Annotated in this window: 22 protein-coding genes and 1 tRNA gene; 14 read left to right on the top strand and 9 right to left on the bottom strand. The window is 39.5% G+C overall.

Features of this window, described 5'->3' with window-relative positions; genetic code table 11:
* Together ON073_RS12185 and ON073_RS12180 are read left to right on the top strand one after the other, a co-directional pair.
* Positions 1–329 (top strand): SPOR domain-containing protein (locus ON073_RS12185; protein ID WP_274762147.1); only part of this gene is annotated, 329 nt, incomplete at its 5' end.
* 77 nt (positions 330–406) lie between these two features.
* Entirely contained in the window at positions 407–1,246 is an 840-nt protein-coding gene (locus ON073_RS12180; protein ID WP_274762146.1) for a Dam family site-specific DNA-(adenine-N6)-methyltransferase, read from the top strand.
* Here the strand turns inward: ON073_RS12180 and ON073_RS12175 are convergent.
* Together ON073_RS12175 and ON073_RS12170 are read right to left on the bottom strand one after the other, a co-directional pair.
* Complete coding sequence (locus ON073_RS12175) at positions 1,243–1,416, bottom strand: DUF2970 domain-containing protein (RefSeq protein WP_274762145.1); 174 nt, start codon at positions 1,414–1,416, stop codon at positions 1,243–1,245. The genes ON073_RS12180 and ON073_RS12175 overlap by 4 nt on opposite strands.
* Positions 1,417–1,424: 8 nt before the next feature.
* Complete coding sequence (locus ON073_RS12170; RefSeq protein WP_274762144.1) at positions 1,425–1,733, bottom strand: hypothetical protein; 309 nt, start codon at positions 1,731–1,733, stop codon at positions 1,425–1,427.
* A 230-nt stretch (positions 1,734–1,963) separates the two neighbouring features.
* On the opposite strand from ON073_RS12170, the gene rpe reads away from it, so the two are divergent.
* The 10 genes from rpe (at position 1,964) to speD (ending at position 11,554) form a co-directional block, all read left to right on the top strand.
* Positions 1,964–2,638 (top strand): ribulose-phosphate 3-epimerase, encoded by a 675-nt coding sequence (rpe, locus tag ON073_RS12165; RefSeq protein WP_274762143.1) that lies wholly within the window; start codon positions 1,964–1,966, stop codon positions 2,636–2,638.
* Between the two features lie 95 nt (positions 2,639–2,733).
* Positions 2,734–3,738 carry a tryptophan--tRNA ligase gene (gene trpS / locus ON073_RS12160; RefSeq protein WP_274762142.1) on the top strand — a complete coding sequence of 335 codons (1,005 nt, stop codon included), beginning with the start codon at positions 2,734–2,736 and terminating at the stop codon, positions 3,736–3,738.
* Between the two features lie 65 nt (positions 3,739–3,803).
* A complete protein-coding gene (locus ON073_RS12155; protein WP_274762141.1) occupies positions 3,804–4,388 on the top strand; it encodes an anthranilate synthase component II in 585 nt (194 codons plus the stop codon).
* An 11-nt stretch (positions 4,389–4,399) separates the two neighbouring features.
* A complete protein-coding gene (locus ON073_RS12150; RefSeq protein WP_274762140.1) occupies positions 4,400–5,560 on the top strand; it encodes an HDOD domain-containing protein in 1,161 nt (386 codons plus the stop codon).
* 312 nt (positions 5,561–5,872) lie between these two features.
* Positions 5,873–7,078 (top strand): aspartate aminotransferase family protein, encoded by a 1,206-nt coding sequence (locus ON073_RS12145; protein ID WP_274762139.1) that lies wholly within the window; start codon positions 5,873–5,875, stop codon positions 7,076–7,078.
* 60 nt (positions 7,079–7,138) lie between these two features.
* Positions 7,139–8,161, top strand: coding sequence for an arginine N-succinyltransferase (gene astA, locus ON073_RS12140; protein ID WP_274762138.1), 1,023 nt, complete (start codon positions 7,139–7,141; stop codon positions 8,159–8,161).
* A gap of 19 nt (positions 8,162–8,180) precedes the next feature.
* The gene (gene astD, locus ON073_RS12135; RefSeq protein ID WP_274762137.1) at positions 8,181–9,647 is read left to right on the top strand and encodes a succinylglutamate-semialdehyde dehydrogenase; all 1,467 of its coding nucleotides are present in this window, start codon (positions 8,181–8,183) and stop codon (positions 9,645–9,647) included.
* A 160-nt stretch (positions 9,648–9,807) separates the two neighbouring features.
* Positions 9,808–10,146, top strand: a complete 339-nt coding sequence (locus ON073_RS12130) for a DUF3802 family protein (protein WP_274762136.1) — start codon at positions 9,808–9,810, stop codon at positions 10,144–10,146.
* Positions 10,147–10,239: 93 nt separating this feature from the next.
* Positions 10,240–10,644, top strand: coding sequence for an OsmC family protein (locus tag ON073_RS12125; protein WP_274762135.1), 405 nt, complete (start codon positions 10,240–10,242; stop codon positions 10,642–10,644).
* A gap of 97 nt (positions 10,645–10,741) precedes the next feature.
* Positions 10,742–11,554, top strand: coding sequence for an adenosylmethionine decarboxylase (gene speD / locus ON073_RS12120; protein WP_274762134.1), 813 nt, complete (start codon positions 10,742–10,744; stop codon positions 11,552–11,554).
* 379 nt (positions 11,555–11,933) lie between these two features.
* Here the strand turns inward: speD and traF are convergent, their stop codons facing one another.
* From traF to cutA, 7 genes are all read right to left on the bottom strand, one after another.
* Positions 11,934–13,376, bottom strand: a complete 1,443-nt coding sequence (gene traF, locus ON073_RS12115; protein ID WP_274762133.1) for a conjugal transfer protein TraF — start codon at positions 13,374–13,376, stop codon at positions 11,934–11,936.
* 130 nt (positions 13,377–13,506) lie between these two features.
* A tRNA-Ile gene (locus tag ON073_RS12110) sits at positions 13,507–13,583 on the bottom strand.
* Positions 13,584–13,773: 190 nt separating this feature from the next.
* The gene (gene accC / locus ON073_RS12105) at positions 13,774–15,114 is read right to left on the bottom strand and encodes an acetyl-CoA carboxylase biotin carboxylase subunit (RefSeq protein ID WP_038637681.1); all 1,341 of its coding nucleotides are present in this window, start codon (positions 15,112–15,114) and stop codon (positions 13,774–13,776) included.
* A 21-nt stretch (positions 15,115–15,135) separates the two neighbouring features.
* Positions 15,136–15,600, bottom strand: a complete 465-nt coding sequence (gene accB, locus ON073_RS12100; RefSeq protein WP_274762132.1) for an acetyl-CoA carboxylase biotin carboxyl carrier protein — start codon at positions 15,598–15,600, stop codon at positions 15,136–15,138.
* Between the two features lie 41 nt (positions 15,601–15,641).
* Entirely contained in the window at positions 15,642–16,082 is a 441-nt protein-coding gene (gene aroQ, locus ON073_RS12095; protein ID WP_274762149.1) for a type II 3-dehydroquinate dehydratase, read from the bottom strand.
* Positions 16,083–16,263: 181 nt separating this feature from the next.
* Entirely contained in the window at positions 16,264–18,069 is a 1,806-nt protein-coding gene (locus ON073_RS12090) for a protein-disulfide reductase DsbD (RefSeq protein ID WP_274762131.1), read from the bottom strand.
* Positions 18,069–18,386: a divalent-cation tolerance protein CutA gene (gene cutA / locus ON073_RS12085; RefSeq protein WP_274762130.1), complete on the bottom strand. Its 318-nt coding sequence runs from the start codon at positions 18,384–18,386 to the stop codon at positions 18,069–18,071. Before cutA ends, ON073_RS12090 begins: the two co-directional genes overlap by 1 nt.
* Positions 18,387–18,566: 180 nt before the next feature.
* On the opposite strand from cutA, the gene ON073_RS12080 reads away from it, so the two are divergent.
* The gene (locus ON073_RS12080; RefSeq protein WP_274762129.1) at positions 18,567–19,070 is read left to right on the top strand and encodes an FxsA family protein; all 504 of its coding nucleotides are present in this window, start codon (positions 18,567–18,569) and stop codon (positions 19,068–19,070) included.
* 121 nt (positions 19,071–19,191) lie between these two features.
* Positions 19,192–19,479, top strand: coding sequence for a co-chaperone GroES (locus tag ON073_RS12075; protein WP_010562115.1), 288 nt, complete (start codon positions 19,192–19,194; stop codon positions 19,477–19,479).
* Positions 19,480–19,508 lie beyond the last annotated feature (29 nt).

Genomic DNA, 19,508 nt, shown 5'->3' with positions numbered 1-19,508 from the left:
CAGAACAGCAGCCAGAACAACCCGTCAAAGTGCTTTCAGGTAATGATTGGTTTTTAGCTCAACCAAAAAACTATTACACCATTCAATTAATGGTGGTACGTGATAGGCAAGTGATTACAAATACGGTGATGCAAAGTAATTTAACATCAACGCAAGTTTATGAAATAACCAAACAAGGCAATGTATTACTTGGGCTTACCTATGGATTGTTTGCAACATTAGCAGAGGCGCAGCAAGCGAGAGCTCAATTACCCGAACGATTGTTAAAGCAAGGTGCGTTTGCTAAATCATTGGATAAAATCCAGCAACAAATTCAAGCAAATAACTAAAGCCATAGTTTAGTCACTGTAGCTAGTGTAGAATAGCTCGCCTTAACGTAATTTATTAAGAAAAATAACCAGCTAGCATGAACAAAAAAACACGCGCATTTCTAAAATGGGCAGGCGGTAAATACAGCTTAGTTGAAGAGCTTTCAAAACGCTTACCAACAGCAGATACCTTAGTTGAACCTTTTGTTGGTGCTGGTTCTGTTTTCTTAAATACCCAGTTTAAACACTATATCTTGAACGATATAAATGCCGATCTCATTAATCTTTATAACGAGTTAAAAGATAATCCTGATGAGTTCATAGCAGATGCGCGAAAGTTATTTGTTGAAGTAAATAATGATGCCGATGTTTACTACGAATATCGTAAGCAATTTAACGAATCATCCGATGCTTATGAACGTGCTATTTTGTTCTTATATATGAACCGCCATGGTTACAATGGGTTATGCCGATATAATAAAAAAGGTATATTTAACGTACCGTTTGGTAAATATAAACGTCCTTACTTTCCTGAGCATGAGTTGTATTTTTTTGCTGAAAAAGCACAAAAAGCGACATTTACTTGTTTAAATTACGAAGAAGTATTTCAAGCTATTCCTGAAAATGCAGTTGTTTATTGTGACCCACCTTATGTGCCTTTGAGTAAAACGGCTTCCTTCACCAGCTATGCCAAAGGTGGCTTTGATCTTGATGATCAGGCTAACTTGGCAAACCTTGCTGAAAGCCAAGCGTTTAATCAAGGTAATTCCGTACTTATTTCAAATCACGATACTTTGTGGACACGTAAAATTTATGCCCAAGCAAGCCTTGACGTGATACAAGTAAAGCGCACCATTAGCCCTAAAGGGAATAAACGAAACAAAGTTGGTGAGTTAATGGCTCTTTATAAGTCGGCCAATGCCGATTTTGAAATTTAACTGATTACAAGGTTTACTACGACTACAATCGCCACAATTAACGCTAAAGTTAAGAATGATGCCAAAATAATAAGGTATTTAGGGGACAAGTTTTGGAAGTCGTCTTGATGCTTTTTACTGCTTTGAACCCCAAATAATGCAGCAAAAATACTTTGTAAATACTGCATCATAAATTCCTTTATCTAATGTGGGCTGCGTAATTCGCTTTTGAATCTTTTTTGCCTGATTCAAGTAGCTCAAGTAGATCTAAATAATGAAACTGAGAACTGCGACTTTTACCTGATAACCAAGAAAACCAGCTTTGGTTTGCTGCTCTTGCTTGGCAACTGCCCATAGGCAAATACTGAGAATTGTTAGTCTGTAACTGTGAAGGGCAATTACAGGCTGTTGAAGCTGTGTTGGTATTTGTAATCCAAGAATAAGAAGCTGCAGAAAACACCGTAAATGCCGTTGCCATCACAGTATGTTTAATTCCATTGCTGAACATAAATATGCCCCTTCCTATAAGTAACCTGACTAAAGCTTAACCAAGTTTTAGGAACAACACAACGGTAATTTAACGCAAAATAGACTAACTCCATCTCAAATTATGTTATAAATGTTAACTATTTGTAAAGGTGTTTTTTGAAAAAAAATAGGTTAGAGTATAAGGCGCTTATAATCGAGCAAATCTCTATTCCCGTTCAATGTGTTAACAAAAAAATTTAAGGAAGTGTTATGTCGCAGTATTTAATTGCACCTTCTATTCTCTCGGCTGACTTTGCTCGTTTAGGTGAAGAAGTTGAAAATGTTTTAAAAGCCGGTGCTGATGTAGTGCATTTTGATGTAATGGATAATCACTATGTGCCTAATTTAACAATTGGCCCAATGGTCTGCAAAGCGCTGCGTGATTATGGTATTGAGGCACCAATTGATGTGCATTTAATGGTGAAACCTGTTGATACTCTTATTCCTATGTTTGCAAAAGCGGGTGCCAGCATTATTACCTTTCACCCTGAAGCAAGTGAACATGTTGACCGTACTTTATCGCTGATTAAAGAGCACGGCTGTAAAGCTGGCCTTGTATTAAACCCAGCAACACCGCTTACATGTTTAGAGTATGTTATGGACAAGCTAGACGTTATCTTATTAATGTCAGTCAACCCAGGGTTTGGTGGCCAGAAGTTTATTCCTAATACACTTGATAAACTTCGAGCTGTGCGCAAACTAATCGACCAATCTGGTTATGATATTCGCCTAGAAATCGATGGTGGGGTAAATGTTGACAACATTGCTGAAATTGCAGATGCGGGTGCGGATATGTTTGTTGCAGGTTCTGCGATATTCAATCAACTAGATTATAAACAAGTGATTGATAAAATGCGTGAGCAATTGGCACACGTTAAATCTTAAAAATATGAAATTCAGGTCGACAAATACTTGCTTCCATTGTCGAAGCATTTAAAATTGTCGGCCTTATTTGTAAATTAAATTAGTAAAGGAAAATCATGACAAAGCCTGTAGTGTTAAGTGGCATTCAGCCCACCGGCGGTATGACAATTGGTAATTATATCGGTGCCATTAACCAGTGGCTTAAGTTACAAGAAGATCATGATTGTTACTTTATGCTTGTTGATTTACACGCATTAACCGTTCGCCAAGAGCCAGAAGTTTTAAAACAACGCGTGCTTGATGGTATTGCGCTTTACGCTGCGTGTGGCATCGACCCTGAAAAGTCAGCATTATTTGTGCAATCACAAGTGCCTGAACATGCACAACTGGGTTGGGTTTTAAACTGTTATGCGCAAATGGGTGAGCTTAACCGCATGACTCAGTTTAAAGACAAGTCTGCAAAAAATGCCAACAACATCAACGTTGGTTTATTCAGCTACCCAGTATTACAAGCAGCAGATATTTTACTTTATCAAGCAGATCAAGTGCCTGTAGGTGAAGACCAAAAGCAACATTTAGAATTAACCCGCGATATCGCAACGCGTTTTAATAACTTATACGGCGACGTATTTAAAATTCCTGAGCCGTATATTCCAGAGTTCGGTGCACGTGTAATGAGTCTGCAAGACCCGACTAAAAAAATGTCTAAGTCGGATGACAATCCTAATGGTTACATCATGTTGCTAGATGAGCCTAAAAAGATCGAGAAAAAGCTTAAAAAAGCGGTTACCGATTCAGACGAGCAAGCACGTATTTACTTTGACACGCAAGAGAAAGCGGGTGTTTCTAACTTATTAACATTGTTATCAGTAGCTACTGGCAAAACAATTGATGAATTAGTGCCTACATACGAAGATAAAATGTACGGCCACCTGAAGAAAGATACTGCTGAAGCTGTAGTTAACATGATTGAACCTATTCAAGCACGCTTTAAAGAAATTCGTGAAGATCAATCACTACTTAATAGCATTATGAAATCAGGCGCTGAAAAAGCAGGCGAACGTGCCGAAGCAACGCTTAAATCGGTTTACAACGCGCTGGGTATGATCCCTCGTCCTTAATAGAGCGTTTTAACGTAAAATAAGAGCCAGGCGTTGCCTGGCTTTTCTATAAATAGGTATATTTCATGCTGTTAATGATCGATAACTATGATTCGTTTACTTACAACCTTGTGCAATATTTTCAACGCCTTGATGTTGATGTAAAGGTTATGCGTAATGACGAAATCTCTGTATCTGAAATAGCAAATTTAAAACCTCAATATGTGGTACTTTCGCCAGGGCCTTGCACGCCAAACGAAGCAGGTATTTCACTTGATGTGGTAAACCAATTAAAAGGTAAGTTGCCTATTTTGGGGATTTGTCTTGGTCATCAAACAATTGCGCAAGCCCTCGGTGCTAATGTGGTCCGTGCTAAACATGTAATGCATGGTAAAACGTCAAAAATAATCCATACTAATCAAGGGGTATTTAGCAATTTACCCAATCCATTAGAAGTGTGCCGCTATCATTCTCTGGTTGTTGAAAAGGCGAGTATACCTAAAGAGCTCAAAGTTACGGCTTGGAGTCAAACAGCGGAAGGTCTGCAAAATGAAATCATGGGCATCCAACATGAGAGCATGGCACTAGAAGGTGTGCAATTTCATCCAGAAGCGATTTTGACCCAATCAGGACTGGCGTTACTTAATAATTTTATAACTAAATATCGATAAATAGCGGTTTCATGAATACAGCTACAAAGCAAAAATGGCAGGCAGAAATGCTGCTTGGCAGATTTCACGACTTACTGTTGGGGCAAAAATTTGCTCAGCAACAAATTGGCTATATTCATACACTTGATATTGATTACGGCGAACCATTACCGGTTCGTAAGTTGCTTAAGGTTGAGCAAATAGCGGCTAAAGCTCGCGAGCAAATAGATTCTAAAAATGAACAGTTTATAATTGATGTTAACGCCGATTTACATCAACAAATTGAAAGTGAAATTGACACGCTGCTGAGCGATATTGATTACATTTATAAAGAAATTATTCAAATTCAAGATAACATTCCTGCCACTTTGGATATCTTGGCTGTTAAGTCGGCTTCTGTGGGGCGCATTGATCCCTTGATCACTGACTTGCATTGGTTAGGCGAAGATATCTTAAAGTTAATTAATCTGCCTCAATACCGCAACGAGAAAGATCCGGCCAAAGCGGTGCGGGTCGATAATGTATCATTAGCCCTACGCTATATCGGTTTAGATAACTTAAAACTCATTGTTCCAACATTCTCATTAAAACATTGGACGCCGCACAGTACCGCACCGTTTGAAATGCTAAAGCGCAAACTTTGGGAAACAGGCATGGCTGCAGGCATTGCATCTCGCAAATTAGCAGAATTAAATAACCAAGATCCTTATCAGCCATTTGTGCTTGGTATGTTCCATGGTATTGGGAATATGGCACTCATTAGGTTGTATTTACGCCTATTTGATAGCTTTTGGGAAAAAAACGCTCGCGAAGCACGAGAAAATGGCGAAAAGCAACGTCACTCTGCTCTTGCTGAATTAAAACCCGATGCGCTGTTTTTACGTAACCTCTTAGTCGAAAAAGGCCCACATGTATCGTGTGCTTTAATTGAGCATATGGCCCTTAAATATATTCCTATAGCATCAGCAATGCGAGAGATTGCAGAAAACACATCGTTTGATGAGTGTTCACCACTAGCGCAAACGGTACTTAAAGGCCGCGCTTATAGTCACTATAAATTTTTGCAAAAACATGCCTTAATCGAACCAGACGAGGCAAAAGCACTCTTTACCCACCATAAATTCACTGCCAATGAGTTAAAACAATTAGCCAGTACAAGTTTGCAAAACCTGCAATTACGTATTGAGCGTTAACAAAACGCACTTTTTTCACAATTTTTTTACGCCTAATCATGCAAGGTGAATAAATTTCACTAAATAAACTAATTACTAGGCTACATAGTAGGGTGTGATAGAACACTGTGCCATAGAACAAAATAGTTATTCATATAACATGAAAAATTATCCGAAAGCCTTGTATTTAAAGGTGTTGGCGCTATTTTTAATGGAGACAGTTGGGTATTTTTCTGGAATAATGATAGTCCGAATTTTGCCCGTTCTAGTGGGCTTAGGTGTCACAAAAGTGTAATTAAGCCATGTGCACCGAAAAATTGATGAGGAGTAAAAATGACAGTTTCAAGAGCATTATTTGACCAAGTAATGGTACCTAACTATTCACCTTCAGCGGTTATTCCAGTAAAAGGCGAAGGTTCACGAGTATGGGATCAACAAGATAACGAGTATGTCGACTTTGCTGGAGGCATTGCGGTTAACTGCTTAGGTCACTGTCATCCTGCACTTGTTTCTGCACTGAAAGAGCAAGGTGAGAAGCTTTGGCACTTATCAAACGTATGGGCTAATGAGCCAGCGCTTCGCTTAGCTGAAAAGTTAACTAAGGCAACGTTTGCAGATAAGGTTTACTTTGCAAACTCAGGTGCTGAAGCAAACGAAGCAGCATTAAAACTTGCACGTCGTTGGGCGCTTGATAATTTTGGCGAGCACAAATCGCAAATTATCTCATTTAATAAAGGCTTCCACGGCCGTACATTCTTTACGGTAACAGTTGGTGGTCAAGCTGCTTACTCAGATGGTTTTGGTCCTAAACCTGGTGATATTGCACACGCAGACTACAACGACTTAGCGTCACTTGAAGCACTTATTTCAGATAACACATGTGCTGTTATGCTTGAGCCGTTACAAGGCGAAGGTGGTGTAGTAAGCCCTACTTCAGAATTTATTCAAGGCGTGCGCGAGCTATGTGATAAGCACAATGCGTTACTTATTTTTGATGAAGTTCAAACGGGTGTTGGCCGTACTGGTGACTTATATGCTTACCAAGGTTTAGGTGTTACACCTGATATTCTATCTACAGCAAAAGCATTAGGCGGTGGTTTCCCTATCGGAGCAATGCTTACCACAACTGAAATTGCGAAGCACCTTAAAGTCGGTACTCATGGTTCTACCTACGGTGGTAACCCACTAGCGTGTGCAGTTGCAGAAGCAGCATTCGATACTGTTAATACACCAGAAGTACTTGAAGGTGTAACTGCAAAAGAAGCGTTATTCAAAGAACTTCTTGCTGAAATAAATGCAGAATTTAATGTGTTTGCAGAAGTACGTGGTAAAGGTTTATTACTAGGTCTAGCTCTTACAGAAGAATACAAAGGTCGTGCAAAAGAGTTTATGACGGCCGGTGTTGAACACGGCGTAATGGCACTTGTTGCAGGTGCAGACGTTATTCGTTTCACGCCTTCATTAGTAATTCCAGAAGCTGATATCCGCGAAGGTATGGCTCGTTTTGCAAAAGCTGTAGCACAAGTTGTTAATGGCTAAGAGCAAAGGTAGAAAAGCAGCATTTGGCTGCTTTTCTTAATTTTACTATAGGGGCTACCAATGATTATCGTTCGTCCGATTAAAAGCTCGGATTATCCAGCTTTAATGAAGATTGCTGAAGATTCAGGTCATGGCTTCACTTCTTTGCCGCAAAATGAAGATCTTCTTAAATCCAAAATAGCACGCTCAGAGCATAGTTTTAGCAAAGCAGTTACTCATCCTGAAGATGAAGGTTACTTATTTGTAATGGAAGACTTGGCAACTGGTGAAGTTGTGGGTACTTCGGCAATTGAAGCGGCTGTGGGCTTAGATGACGCATTTTACCATTATCACTTAAGTAAAGTGATCCACTCTTCTCGTGAACTGAATGTTTACAAAGCCGTGGATATTCTCACTTTATGTAATGATTATACGGGTGCTACAGAGCTATGTACCTTGTATTTGCAAGATCATTACCGTAAAGGTGGAAATGGTAAGTTGTTATCCAAAATGCGCTTTATGTTTATGAATGCTCACACCGAACGTTTTGCTGATAAAGTGTTAGCTGAAATGCGCGGTGTGTCTGATGAAAATGGCGAAAGCCCATTTTGGCAGTGGTTAGAAGAGCACTTCTTCTCAATGGACTTCCCAACTGCTGATTACCTGACAGGTATTGGTCAAAAAGTATTTATTGCAGAGTTAATGCCTAAGTATCCAATTTATGTGAACCTTTTAAGCAAAAATGCGCAAGCAGTAATTGGTCAAGTGCACGAAAAAACACGTCCTGCAATAGAGTTGCTTAAAAATGAAGGTTTTACCTTCAATGGTTATGTCGATATTTTTGATGCTGGCCCAACGGTTGAAGCTGATATTAGTAATATCAAAACAATACGTGATTGCCAAAACCGTACTGTGGCTATTGGTGAAATGAAAGCAGATGCAAGCCAAAGTTATATGCTTTCAAATCATAAGTTGGTTGACTTTAGAGCTTTACTATCGACAATGACCTTGGATGCAAACAGCGAGACAGTAACTTTGTCAGCTGAAATTGCAAATGCGCTACATGTTTCTGAAGGTGATGTGATCACTATCGCACCACTTTAAATAGTTAGGAGAAATTGAGATGACTCACGCCGCTCAGTTTATAAATGGCCAGTGGTTAGCTGGTGAAGGAGCTGAATTTAGCTCGTTAAACCCTGCAAAAGGGGAAGTAATTTGGTCAGCAACTGCTGCAACTGCAGAGCAAGTTGAGGCTGCAATTAAAGCAGCTCGCGAAGCGTTCTATAGCTGGACTGATTTAACATTTGAGCAACGCTTAGAGATTGTTAAGAAATTTGCTGAACAGCTTGCTGAAAATAAAGATGAGTTAGCGAACGCTATTGCTCTTGAAACCGGTAAACCGCTATGGGAAACGGCAACGGAAGTTGGCGCAATGATTGGTAAAATCGGTATTTCTGAAAAAGCGTATTTAGAGCGTACAGGTACAGTTGAAAACCCGATGCCACAAGGCCGTGCTGTGATCCGTCACAAAGCCCATGGTGTTGTAGCGGTATTTGGTCCTTATAACTTCCCTGGTCACTTACCTAACGGTCACATAGTACCTGCGTTATTAGCTGGTAATACGGTTATCTTTAAACCATCTGAACTTACACCAATGGTTGCAGAGTTAACACTTAAGCTGTGGGAAAAAGCGGGTTTACCTAAAGGTGTTATTAACCTTGTACAAGGTGAAGTTGAAACAGGTAAGGCGCTTGCGTCTCACCGTGGGATTGATGGTTTATTCTTTACTGGTTCATCGCGTACTGGCCACTTAATTCACCAACAGTATGGTGGCCAGCCTGGTAAGATTTTAGCGCTAGAAATGGGTGGTAATAACCCACTTATCGTAAAAGATGCTGCTGATACAAATGCAGTTGTACACGATATTATTCAATCAGCGTTCGTATCGAGCGGTCAGCGTTGTACTTGTGCACGTAAGTTATTCTTACCAGTAGGTGAGCAAGGTGATGTTATTCTTGCCAAACTAATCGAAGCGACAAAAGCAATCAAAGTTGGTTTTTATGATGATGAAGACCAGCCGTTTATGGGGTCAATGATCTCAGAAGCTGCTGCAAAATCGATGATGGATGCACAAGCTCAGTTACAATCACTTGGTGGTGAATCATTGATTGAAATGACGCACACTGCGGGTACAGGCTTTGTAACGCCAGCAATTATTGAGTGTACTAATATTACTGATTTCCCAGATGATGAGCACTTTGGCCCATTATTGAAAGTATTCCGTTATACAGACTTTGATGCTGCAATTGAGAAAGGTAATGACACAGACTACGGTCTTTCTGCTGGTCTTTTAAGTGACAATGCTGCTGATTATGATCACTTCTTACGTCGCATCCGTGCGGGTATTGTAAACTGGAACCGTCCAATTACTGGCGCATCAAGTGCGGCACCATTTGGTGGTATTGGCGCTTCAGGTAACCACAGAGCGAGTGCTTACTACGCGGCAGATTACTGTGCGTACCCAGTTGCATCAGTAGAATTAGAAAAGGTTGCTATGCCAGCAACATTAAGCCCAGGTATTAAGATTTAGTACTTGGTTTAATTATAAAAAGCAGCGCAAGCTGCTTTTTTTATGTCTATAGTTAAGTTAGCTAGCGATGGCTGAAACTCATAAAAAAGTATAGGCTGGTATTCACTAAGTTAATCTGCTTAAAATAGAAGCAAGCGAATAAAATGTAGTAGGAAATCACATGGTAATTGATAAGCAAGGTTATGATGAGCTCATTATGTATTTAACAGAACATTTATCCTTGTTCGAAAAGTCGGGTGAAGTTCGTCCTGGAGCACCAACTGTCATGGCGCTTATCGAAGATGATATTGCTGAGCAGATTATTAACTTTTGCATGCAGCACGAAGACTTAAGTGTTGATGACCGAAGTGTAATTATGCGAGAAGTGGATGGCATTGTGTATGATTTGCAAGAAGTGCTATCTGGCGTTGTTAATCAACCTGTAACCATAGAGCAGCATGCATTTATTGATGAATTTGCTGGCTTAGTAAAAAATCTATTCGATTCTGCTGTTTCATAACTTCAAGTCAAACTGTTAGTTAGCCTCTTTTTATTGCTATCTTATTTTGCTTGCATACAATCGTTGTTAGATAAACAAACAAGAGTGTAAATAATGCAAGCAAATGTGAAATGGGTTGATGGTGATACCTTTGTCGGTCTTTCTAATTCTGGCCACAATGTCGTATTTGATACTGGTAGTGATAGCGCTGCACCAAGTCCTATGGAAATGGTGTTAATGTCTGCGGGTTGTTGTTCTTCTGTTGATGTCGTTAGCATTTTACAAAAATCAAAGCAGGTCTTCTCTAATCTTGAAGTAAAACTTTCTGCTGAACGTGCTGAAACGACACCGCGAGTTTTTACTAAAATTAATCTACACTTTGTGGTTACCGGTAAAGATGTTTCTGAAAAACATCTTGCAAGAGCGATTAGTTTGTCTGCTGAAAAATATTGTTCAGTGGCGCTAATGCTAGACAAAACAGTAGATATTACACATAGTTACGAGATCATTTCAGAATAGCGAAAATACTGCTTTTGTGCTGGTGGATTTTCATATAAAATCCGCCATCTTCAAATGCGAAATCGCGATTATTTTATACAATTGAGGGTGGTTTATAGTGCCAAAGCCATTTAAAAAATTAAAGTTACACGGTTTTAATAACTTAACAAAAAGCCTTAGCTTTAGTATTTATGACGTGTGTTATGCAAAAACACCACAACAACGTAAAGAATATATTGAATATATTGACGAACAGTATAGTGCCGAGCGCTTAACTGATATTTTAGGCGAAGTAGTTGATATTATCGGTGCAAATATTCTGAATGTTGCGCGCCAAGACTATGACCCTCAAGGTGCAAGTGTAACCATTCTTATTTCTGAAGAGCCAGTTGCTGATGCAACTGCGCAGCAAGAAGAGCCAGGTCCACTACCAGATTCAGTTGTAGCGCATTTGGACAAAAGCCATATCTGTGTTCACACATACCCTGAAGAACACCCTCATGATGGTATTTGTACTTTCCGTGCTGATATTGAGGTGTCAACGTGTGGTGTCATTTCACCGTTAAAGGCATTGAACTTCTTAATTCACTCGCTTGAATCAGATATCGTAACAATCGATTATCGTGTACGCGGCTTTACGCGTGATGTTGACGGTAAGAAACATTATATCGATCATGATATTAACTCTATTCAGAACTTTATGTCTGAAGATACTCAAGATGCTTATCAAATGATTGATGTAAATATGTATCAGGAAAATTTATTCCACACGAAGATGCTATTGAAAGAAACAGATTTAAATACGTATCTTTTCGGTATTACAACAGATGATTTATCAGAAGATGAACAACAGGAAATTCGTCATAAACTTAGCCGTGAAATGCATGAAATTTTCTATGGCCGAAACTACCCAGCAGATTCGGCAATCTAATAAAAAAGGCGCTTAAAGCGCCTTTTTTATTTTCAACTTCAGAAAGACTACTTATCAGTTTTTACTTCTTTAGGGGGTAGTCTAACAGGTGGTCTTCCTAACGAACCAACTTCAGTGGCATCACTGACTGCTTGGTTACTATCATTGGCTATATCGCTTATTTGAAGTTGCATTGTAAAGTATAAAATTAAGCTGATCATTCTTGGTCCCTATTGTAATTACAATTATAAAAGTGAACTGCTACCCAAAAAACTTAGATGTTAACTAAGTGTAAATAATAATTGCTTAATTTTTGTGCTAAGTCTAGCTGTAAATAAGTTGAATTATAAACTAATGTAAACGTAAATAAGTTTACAAAACAATTATCTGTAAAACATAGTTAATAATCGAACTGTACACCAAGCGATATACTTAAACCGCGCATGTAGTCTTGTTTATCAATTTCAACAGTATCAAGTGTTGAAGCAATGTCTAGGTTGATAAACTTCATAAAAGTTAAACCTGCGTTTAAATAGGCTAATTCTGAGCCAGCTAAGTTGCGACTAAAACCAACGCGAGCACTAGGTAACCACCAACTATCTGCAGCATAACCTGCAGTAAAATTTAGCCATTGAAATTCATCAAGCATAGGATCGTGGATAGGATTAGCATCTACTTCCATGCTAAAACTCCACTTATGATCTTCGCTGAACAGAGCCGTTTGCAAAGTGAGTTGACGTTCTAACGTGAAGTGTTCGTTTTTATCGAGTTGTTGAAGTACATAAGGGGAATTAAAGCGACGTCGATCAATTTTAGGAAAACTGTAATCACTTTCAAAAGCATTTTTTAAATGCCCAGCAATAAGGTAGTTATTACTGGAAAATGAAACACCAAAGTCCACATCAAAGCCATTTTGATAGCGGTAGTCACCGTTTTTAATATCATCAAAAATAGCCTCTGCATCTTCAAGATCACCAATGCGTACCCCAAGATTTGTCATGCCTATATTGTAAAATGTTGGTTTAACACCCCAATATAGAGTGCCATAATCATTTTCAAATTGTGCGCGTGAATAGGAAAGGCTGATTTTGCTAATACGGGCTGATTTAACGAGCAGCAGGCTATCATTTGTAACGATGAGTTTTATGCCTTTATTTTGCGGGTTATAAAACATCTTTAACCCAGCACTTAAATCTAACTCCTGAATACCATCTGTTTCGTCGAAATCTGGTATGCGCATAAGCTCATTTTTTGCTTGCTCGGCATCAAATTGGATTTGCTCTAAAATCCCTTGAGCTTTTGAATAACCTGTATAGCTAGCACTAAATAAAATACTGCCGCCATAAATATTGGTACTTACTAAAAAAGGGGCTTCCAAACCTAATTCAGCTTTGCCGTAACCTTCAGTTGCTATAAGCGCAAACAAGCTGGCAAGTGATACAACCTGGTCTTTTATAATACCTAGGCGGGCTTCTAAATCGGGATATTGTTCAAAGATTTTATCCCAGTCTATTAAGTCAGGCTGTTCAATTGGGTTTGTTGGTGTACCTGGCGGTGGCTCAGAAGCTTCAAAATCGCCAGATAGTTTATTATAAGCGTCAAATAATTCGTCTAAGTTTCCATACTCAAGAGAAGCCGTTCCATTTATCATGCCGCCAGTCATAACATGTGCATCATCTTTCTTAACGACTAACGCGGTATTTGCAGGGTTAGCATCACTAGTTAATGCACGTTGAGAGAAATTGAGTTTAGTATGCTTAGATTGAATATCGGCAAAAGCTAAGTTAACAGCAGTTGTTAAAAAATATAATGGAACGATAAAAAAAGGTAACTGTAAGCGCATACTTGTTTTTCAGCTAGGTGTAATTGCTAAAATTATACTGGAGATTAAAAATTATGCACAAAGCTCAAAGGTATAAGTTTGTTTCAAATTAATTTATTGCGTGATTGATTCGGTTTTTACCGTGGAAAAATGGTGGCCCCACCCTGACTTGAACAGGGGACCTACCGATTATGAGTCGGGTGCTCTAACCAACTGAGCTATAGGGCCATTTAGATGCGTTATTAATCAGGTCAGATAAATAAGCGGGATGAAGTATAAAAAGTTTTATCAGTCTTGTCACTAATCAATTCGGTAAAAAATGTATTTTATTAATCAATTGATTATTTAATGTTCGCTTGGGGTGAAGACTATAAGGAGTGACAAAAAAGCCAGCGGTAGCTGGCTTTTTTCTTGGGATTTACAACCCTAATTTCTTCTCTAGATAGTGGATGTTAGTGCCACCATTATGGAAGTTTTCATCAGCAAGAATTTTCTTGTGAAGTGGGGTGTTTGTTTTAATACCGTCAATCACTAATTCATTAAGTGCGTTTTTAGCACGGGCAATCGCAACATCACGGTTTTCACCATAAGTGATTAGCTTGCCGATCATTGAATCGTAATGAGGTGGTACTGAGTAATCAGCATAAATATGGCTATCCCAACGAATACCTAGACCGCCAGCAGGGTGGAATCGAGTGATTTTACCCGGTGATGGAATAAAGGTTTCAGGATCTTCCGCATTGATACGACACTCAATCGCATGACCACGAATAACAATATCATCTTGAGTAATTGATAAAGGCTGACCAGCTGCAATTTTTAATTGCTCTTTAATTAGGTCTACGCCAGTTACCATTTCAGTTACTGGGTGCTCTACCTGAATACGCGTATTCATTTCAATAAAGTAGAACTCACCATTTTCGTATAAGAATTCAAAGGTACCCGCACCACGATAACCAATTTCAATACATGCACGTGTACAACGTTCACCAATATTTTTACGCATTTCAGCCGTAATACCTGGTGCCGGTGCTTCTTCAACTACTTTTTGGTGGCGACGTTGCATTGAACAGTCACGCTCACCTAAGTGAATCGCATTACCTTGGCCATCGGCAAGTACTTGAATTTCAATATGACGTGGGTTTTCTAGGAATTTTTCCATGTAAACAACGCCATTATTGAAGAATTGCTTTGCTTCTGTTTGCGTTAATGCAATTGAATCTAGAAGCTCTTCTTCGTTACGTACTACGCGCATACCACGACCACCACCACCACCAGCAGCTTTGATGATTACAGGGTAGCCAATACGTTTTGCGATTTGCTTATTACGCTCACCGTCGTCCGTAAGAGGGCCATCAGAACCCGGTACACAAGGAACGCCCGCTTTACGCATTGCGTCGATTGCTGAAACCTTGTCACCCATCATGCGAATAGTGTCGCCTTTCGGGCCAATGAAAATAAAACCACTTTGCTCAACTTGGTCAGCAAAGTCAGCATTTTCAGAAAGGAAACCGTAACCTGGGTGAATAGCAACTGCATCAGTTACTTCTGCAGCAGCAATGATACGTGTAGTATCTAAGTAGCTTTCAGATGCCGCAGGCTTACCAATACAAATAGTTTCGTCAGCAAGTAAAACGTGCTTTAAGTCTTTGTCTGCAGTAGAGTGAACTGCGACAGTTTTAATGCCGAGCTCTTTACATGCACGTAGCACACGCAGGGCGATTTCGCCTCGGTTTGCAATTACAACTTTATCTAACATAAGTGTTGCCTTCTGCGTGTATTATTCGATTACAAATAGTGGTTGGTCGAACTCAACAGCATCTTCGTTATCTACCAAGATTGCTTTAACAACACCAGCCTTATCCGCTTCGATTTGGTTCATCATTTTCATCGCTTCTACGATACATAGCGTGTCACCAACATTTACAGTGTCACCAACTTCAACGTAAGAAGGTGCTTCAGGTGAAGAAGCGCGGTAGAAAGTCCCCACCATTGGTGATTTTACTTGGTGGCCAGCTACAACTGCAGGGGCAGCTTCTTCAGAAGGTGTTGCCGCAGGTGATGCTGCTGGAGCCGCTGCTACAGGTGCTGCAGCTGGCGCAGCCGCATAATGAACAGGTGCTGCCATAGGTGCAGAGCTGTGACGATTAATACGTACTGACTCTTCACCTTCAGTGATTTCTAATTCAGCAATACCTGATTCTTCAACAAGTTCAATAAGCTTTTTGATTTTGCGAATATCCATTCTAACGACCCGCCTTTTTAATAATTTATTTAAATGTGTGTTTAGCGTTCGGCTAAGATGGCATCTATTGCCATTCTGTAACCGCTCGCACCAAATCCGCAGAGCACGCCTTTTGCTAAATCACTAAAATAAGAGTGATGGCGAAAAGCTTCTCTTTGATAAATATTTGTCAAGTGAACCTCAATAAAAGGAATTGATACACTCAGCAGTGCATCGCGCAGTGCCACACTAGTGTGTGTAAAAGCAGCTGGGTTGATAATAATAAAATCAACCTGTTCATAAGCTGAATGGATCTGTGTTATTAATTCAGCTTCGCTATTACTCTGAAAGTGTGTCAGTGTCACGTTTTTTGAATCTGCATATTGAGTTAAATCTTGCATGATTTCAGCTAGTGTTTGCGCACCATATATTTCTGGTTCGCGTTTGCCCAACATATTTAAATTTGGGCCATTTATTACTAAAACTCGTAAACGTGCAGTCATCTTTCGTGAACTTCCTATTAAATCATTGAGGTTTGCTATTTTTTGTAAAATCCACATTTAACTTAAGGTTAGTTGTGGTAAATAGCAAGTTTTTCTCACGATGGCGTCTTATTATAGAGAGTTCGCAGAATATAGCAGCAAAATACTGGTCTAATCAGCAGGGCTGATTAGACCGAGCTAGTTAGAATTTATTAGAAAGGTTTGTGAGGTGGGCTGAAAACTCGTCAGCACTTTGAAAGCCGGTTACTCGCTCATTTGGTAATTCTTTGCCTTGGCGGTCAAAGAATAAAATAGTTGGCAGACCGAATACTTCAAAACGTTCCATAAAGGCAATGGTTGTAGCGTTTGATTCTGTTAAGTCAGCTTGAATCAACACATAGTCTTTAAACGCTGTCTGCACATTTTCATCTGGGAAGGTGTATTTTTCAAACTCCTTACAAGCAACGCACCAATCAGCGTATAAATCGAACATGACTAACTTTCCTTGCTCACTGGCTTTGGCTACTTCAACATCTAGCTCATCAACATTTGCAACATGAATAAATTGTCCATGCACATCCACGCTGGCAGTTGTGTTAGCTGTGGTGGTTGCAGTTGGCCAAATTTGGTTGCTAATTGACGTGAGTGCACTAAATACCATGACAAACGATACTAACCAGAGTGCTGTTTTGCCTTTGTTATTGGTGGTCAGGGTATGCCAATAATAAAGGTAAACACCGGTTACTAATAATAAGCCGGAGCCAATCATCACAATAATATGCCAAGGTACGATACGCTCTAATAATATCAGCGGCACCATTAGCATAATAAAGCCGAATAAGGTTTTTACTTGCTCCATCCAAGCGCCCGCTTTTGGCAATAACTTACCGCCAGAGGTACCTAACAATAGCAGTGGAATACCCATGCCTAGGCTTAATACATACAGCGTAATACCACCCACAAAGTAGTCACCACTTTGCGCAACATATAATAGTGCAGCAGACAAAGGTGCTGTAGTGCAAGGTGAAGCAATTAACCCTGACAACACGCCCATCATAAATACACCAAAGTAGTTGCCAGATTTTTGGTTATTAGAAAGTTGCGTTAAGCGCGTCATCCAACTTTCTGGCAATTTAAATTCATATAAGCCAAACATTGAAAGTGCTAATAATACAAATAAAATGCTAAAGCTAATTAGTACTGCGGGGTGTTGAATATACCCTTGCACTTGCCCACCAAGTGATGCCACCACTAAACCAAGTAATGCATAGGTGATTGCCATACCTTGGACATATACAAAAGATAAGGTAAAAGCGCGTTTAGTTGATAACCCTTGTTGACCTGCAATTAAGCTCGAAAGAATAGGGAACATTGGGAATACGCATGGCGTAAAAGCAAGTGTTAAACCTAACGCAAAAAAGATGGCTAAATTAGTTAGTAAGCTTTGCTGGTTTAACTTGTCTGTAAGTGATAACTCACTGTTAGATTCAATTGATGGCGCTACTGGTGCTTCTGAAATACTATCGTTTGTAGTTTTGTCAGCTGATGAGCTTTGGAAAGCCGTTAGTGGAATTTCCACAATGACAGGTTGATAACATAACCCCGCTTCTGCACAGCCTTGGTAGCGTACTTTTACGTAAGCACCCTCTACTACATTATCGAGTTTAGAGACTGTGGTGAGCTCATTAAAATACACTTGTGTTTTACCAAAGTACTCATCTTCGTGGTCAGTACCTTTAGGTAATTTTGGCAGTGTTAAATCAGCACCTTTGGCAACAAATTCTAGCTTTTCTTTATAAAGGTAGTAACCATCAGCAATATCCCAGCCTATAAATAAGGTTGATCCTTGTTGGTCAAAATCGATTTTAAATGCTTCATCGACCTTTAAAAACTGAGGTTGATTGGTTTTTATAAGATCATTAAAGGTGGTATTGGCGTTTGCCGGTTGACCTAAAAAGGCAAAAAGAGTGTTGAGTAGCAATACACAGCCAAAAGTTATAAAGCGCATTACGCGAGTACCTCATCTATCCAACTAAAATATTCGTCATTGCCATCAGTGATGTTAATCACTTGAATTTCTGGCACATCATACGGGTGGATCTGTTTTAATGTGTTGATTAATACGTGAGTTTTAGCCGCTTGGGTTTTTATAAACAGCTTAATTTCCGTATCTTGCGTCATTTTACCTTGCCACATATAGAAAGACTCAATTTGTGGTAAGACATTTACGCAGGCAGCAAGTTTCTTCTCTAATAGTGTTTTTGCAATGATATGTGCATCTTCTTTTTGTGCACATGTAGTAAGCACTAATTGATAATTTGCCATACTGAACCTTCAGAAAACATCTAAGTCTCACATTTTATACATGAATAATCATGAATGATCATTAAAACAGGGTGATTAGGCGATGGTATTAAAGGTGAATTTTTGTCCCACACCATGCCTAAGCTTGAATTAAGACCAGATAACCCCAATATTGATTTCATCTCTTTTTAAGGAAGTGCTATGTTTAAAGCCTTATTTTTTCTTTTTATTGTTATCCCGATTGTTGAAATAGCCCTACTTATTCAGGTAAGCGAAGTGGTTGGAGGGGGGAGCACCATTGCTTTGGTTATTATCACCGCTTTTGTAGGGGCTAAGCTGGTTAAACAACAAGGCACTGATGCACTTAGAAATGTACAAGTACAAATGGCGCAAGGGCAAATGCCGGCAGAAGAGCTATTTGCGGGCTTATGTGTGATTATTGCTGGTGTGCTGCTTTTAACCCCTGGAATTATGACCGACGTCATCGGCTTTTTGTTATTAACACCAGTTGTGCGCAAGCGTCTTGCGGCGAACTTAATGTCGCAAGCGAAAGTTAAAATGACCAATCCGCAGCAAGGGGGAGGTTTTTATTACTCATCTTACACTCATACTCAAACACCTGAGCGCGACCAATTTAGCGAGACCCATATTCATTCAAATAAACCATCTAATACATTAGAGGGTGAGTTTGAACGAAAAGACTAAAAAATTTGCAATAACCCCCTTGGGATCTATTTTTTAATCCCCATAAATTGCATAACTAACTTTTTTGGGCCATTAGGCCTTATTTCTGAGATAGAAAATTAAATCAGGAGAAAAAACCATAATGAACATTCGTCCATTACATGATCGCGTTATCGTAAAGCGTCTTGAAGAAGAAACTAAATCAGCAGGCGGTATCGTACTTACAGGTTCGGCTGCGGAAAAATCTTCACGTGGTGAAGTTGTTGCAGCGGGCAATGGCCGCGTGTTAGAGAACGGCGAAGTACGTGCACTAGAAGTTAAGGCTGGTGACACAGTTCTTTTCGGCTCTTACGTAGAAAAAACTGAAAAAATCGACGGTCAAGAATACTTGATCATGCGTGAAGACAATATCCTAGGTATTGTTGGTTAATTTTTCGTTTCTAAATTATCGGTTTTAAC

The organism is Pseudoalteromonas sp. G4, from assembly GCF_028875915.1.
Taxonomy (GTDB): domain Bacteria; phylum Pseudomonadota; class Gammaproteobacteria; order Enterobacterales; family Alteromonadaceae; genus Pseudoalteromonas.
The sequence above is the reverse complement of the archived record's forward strand: the minus strand, read 5'-3'. Positions and strand labels throughout refer to the sequence as shown.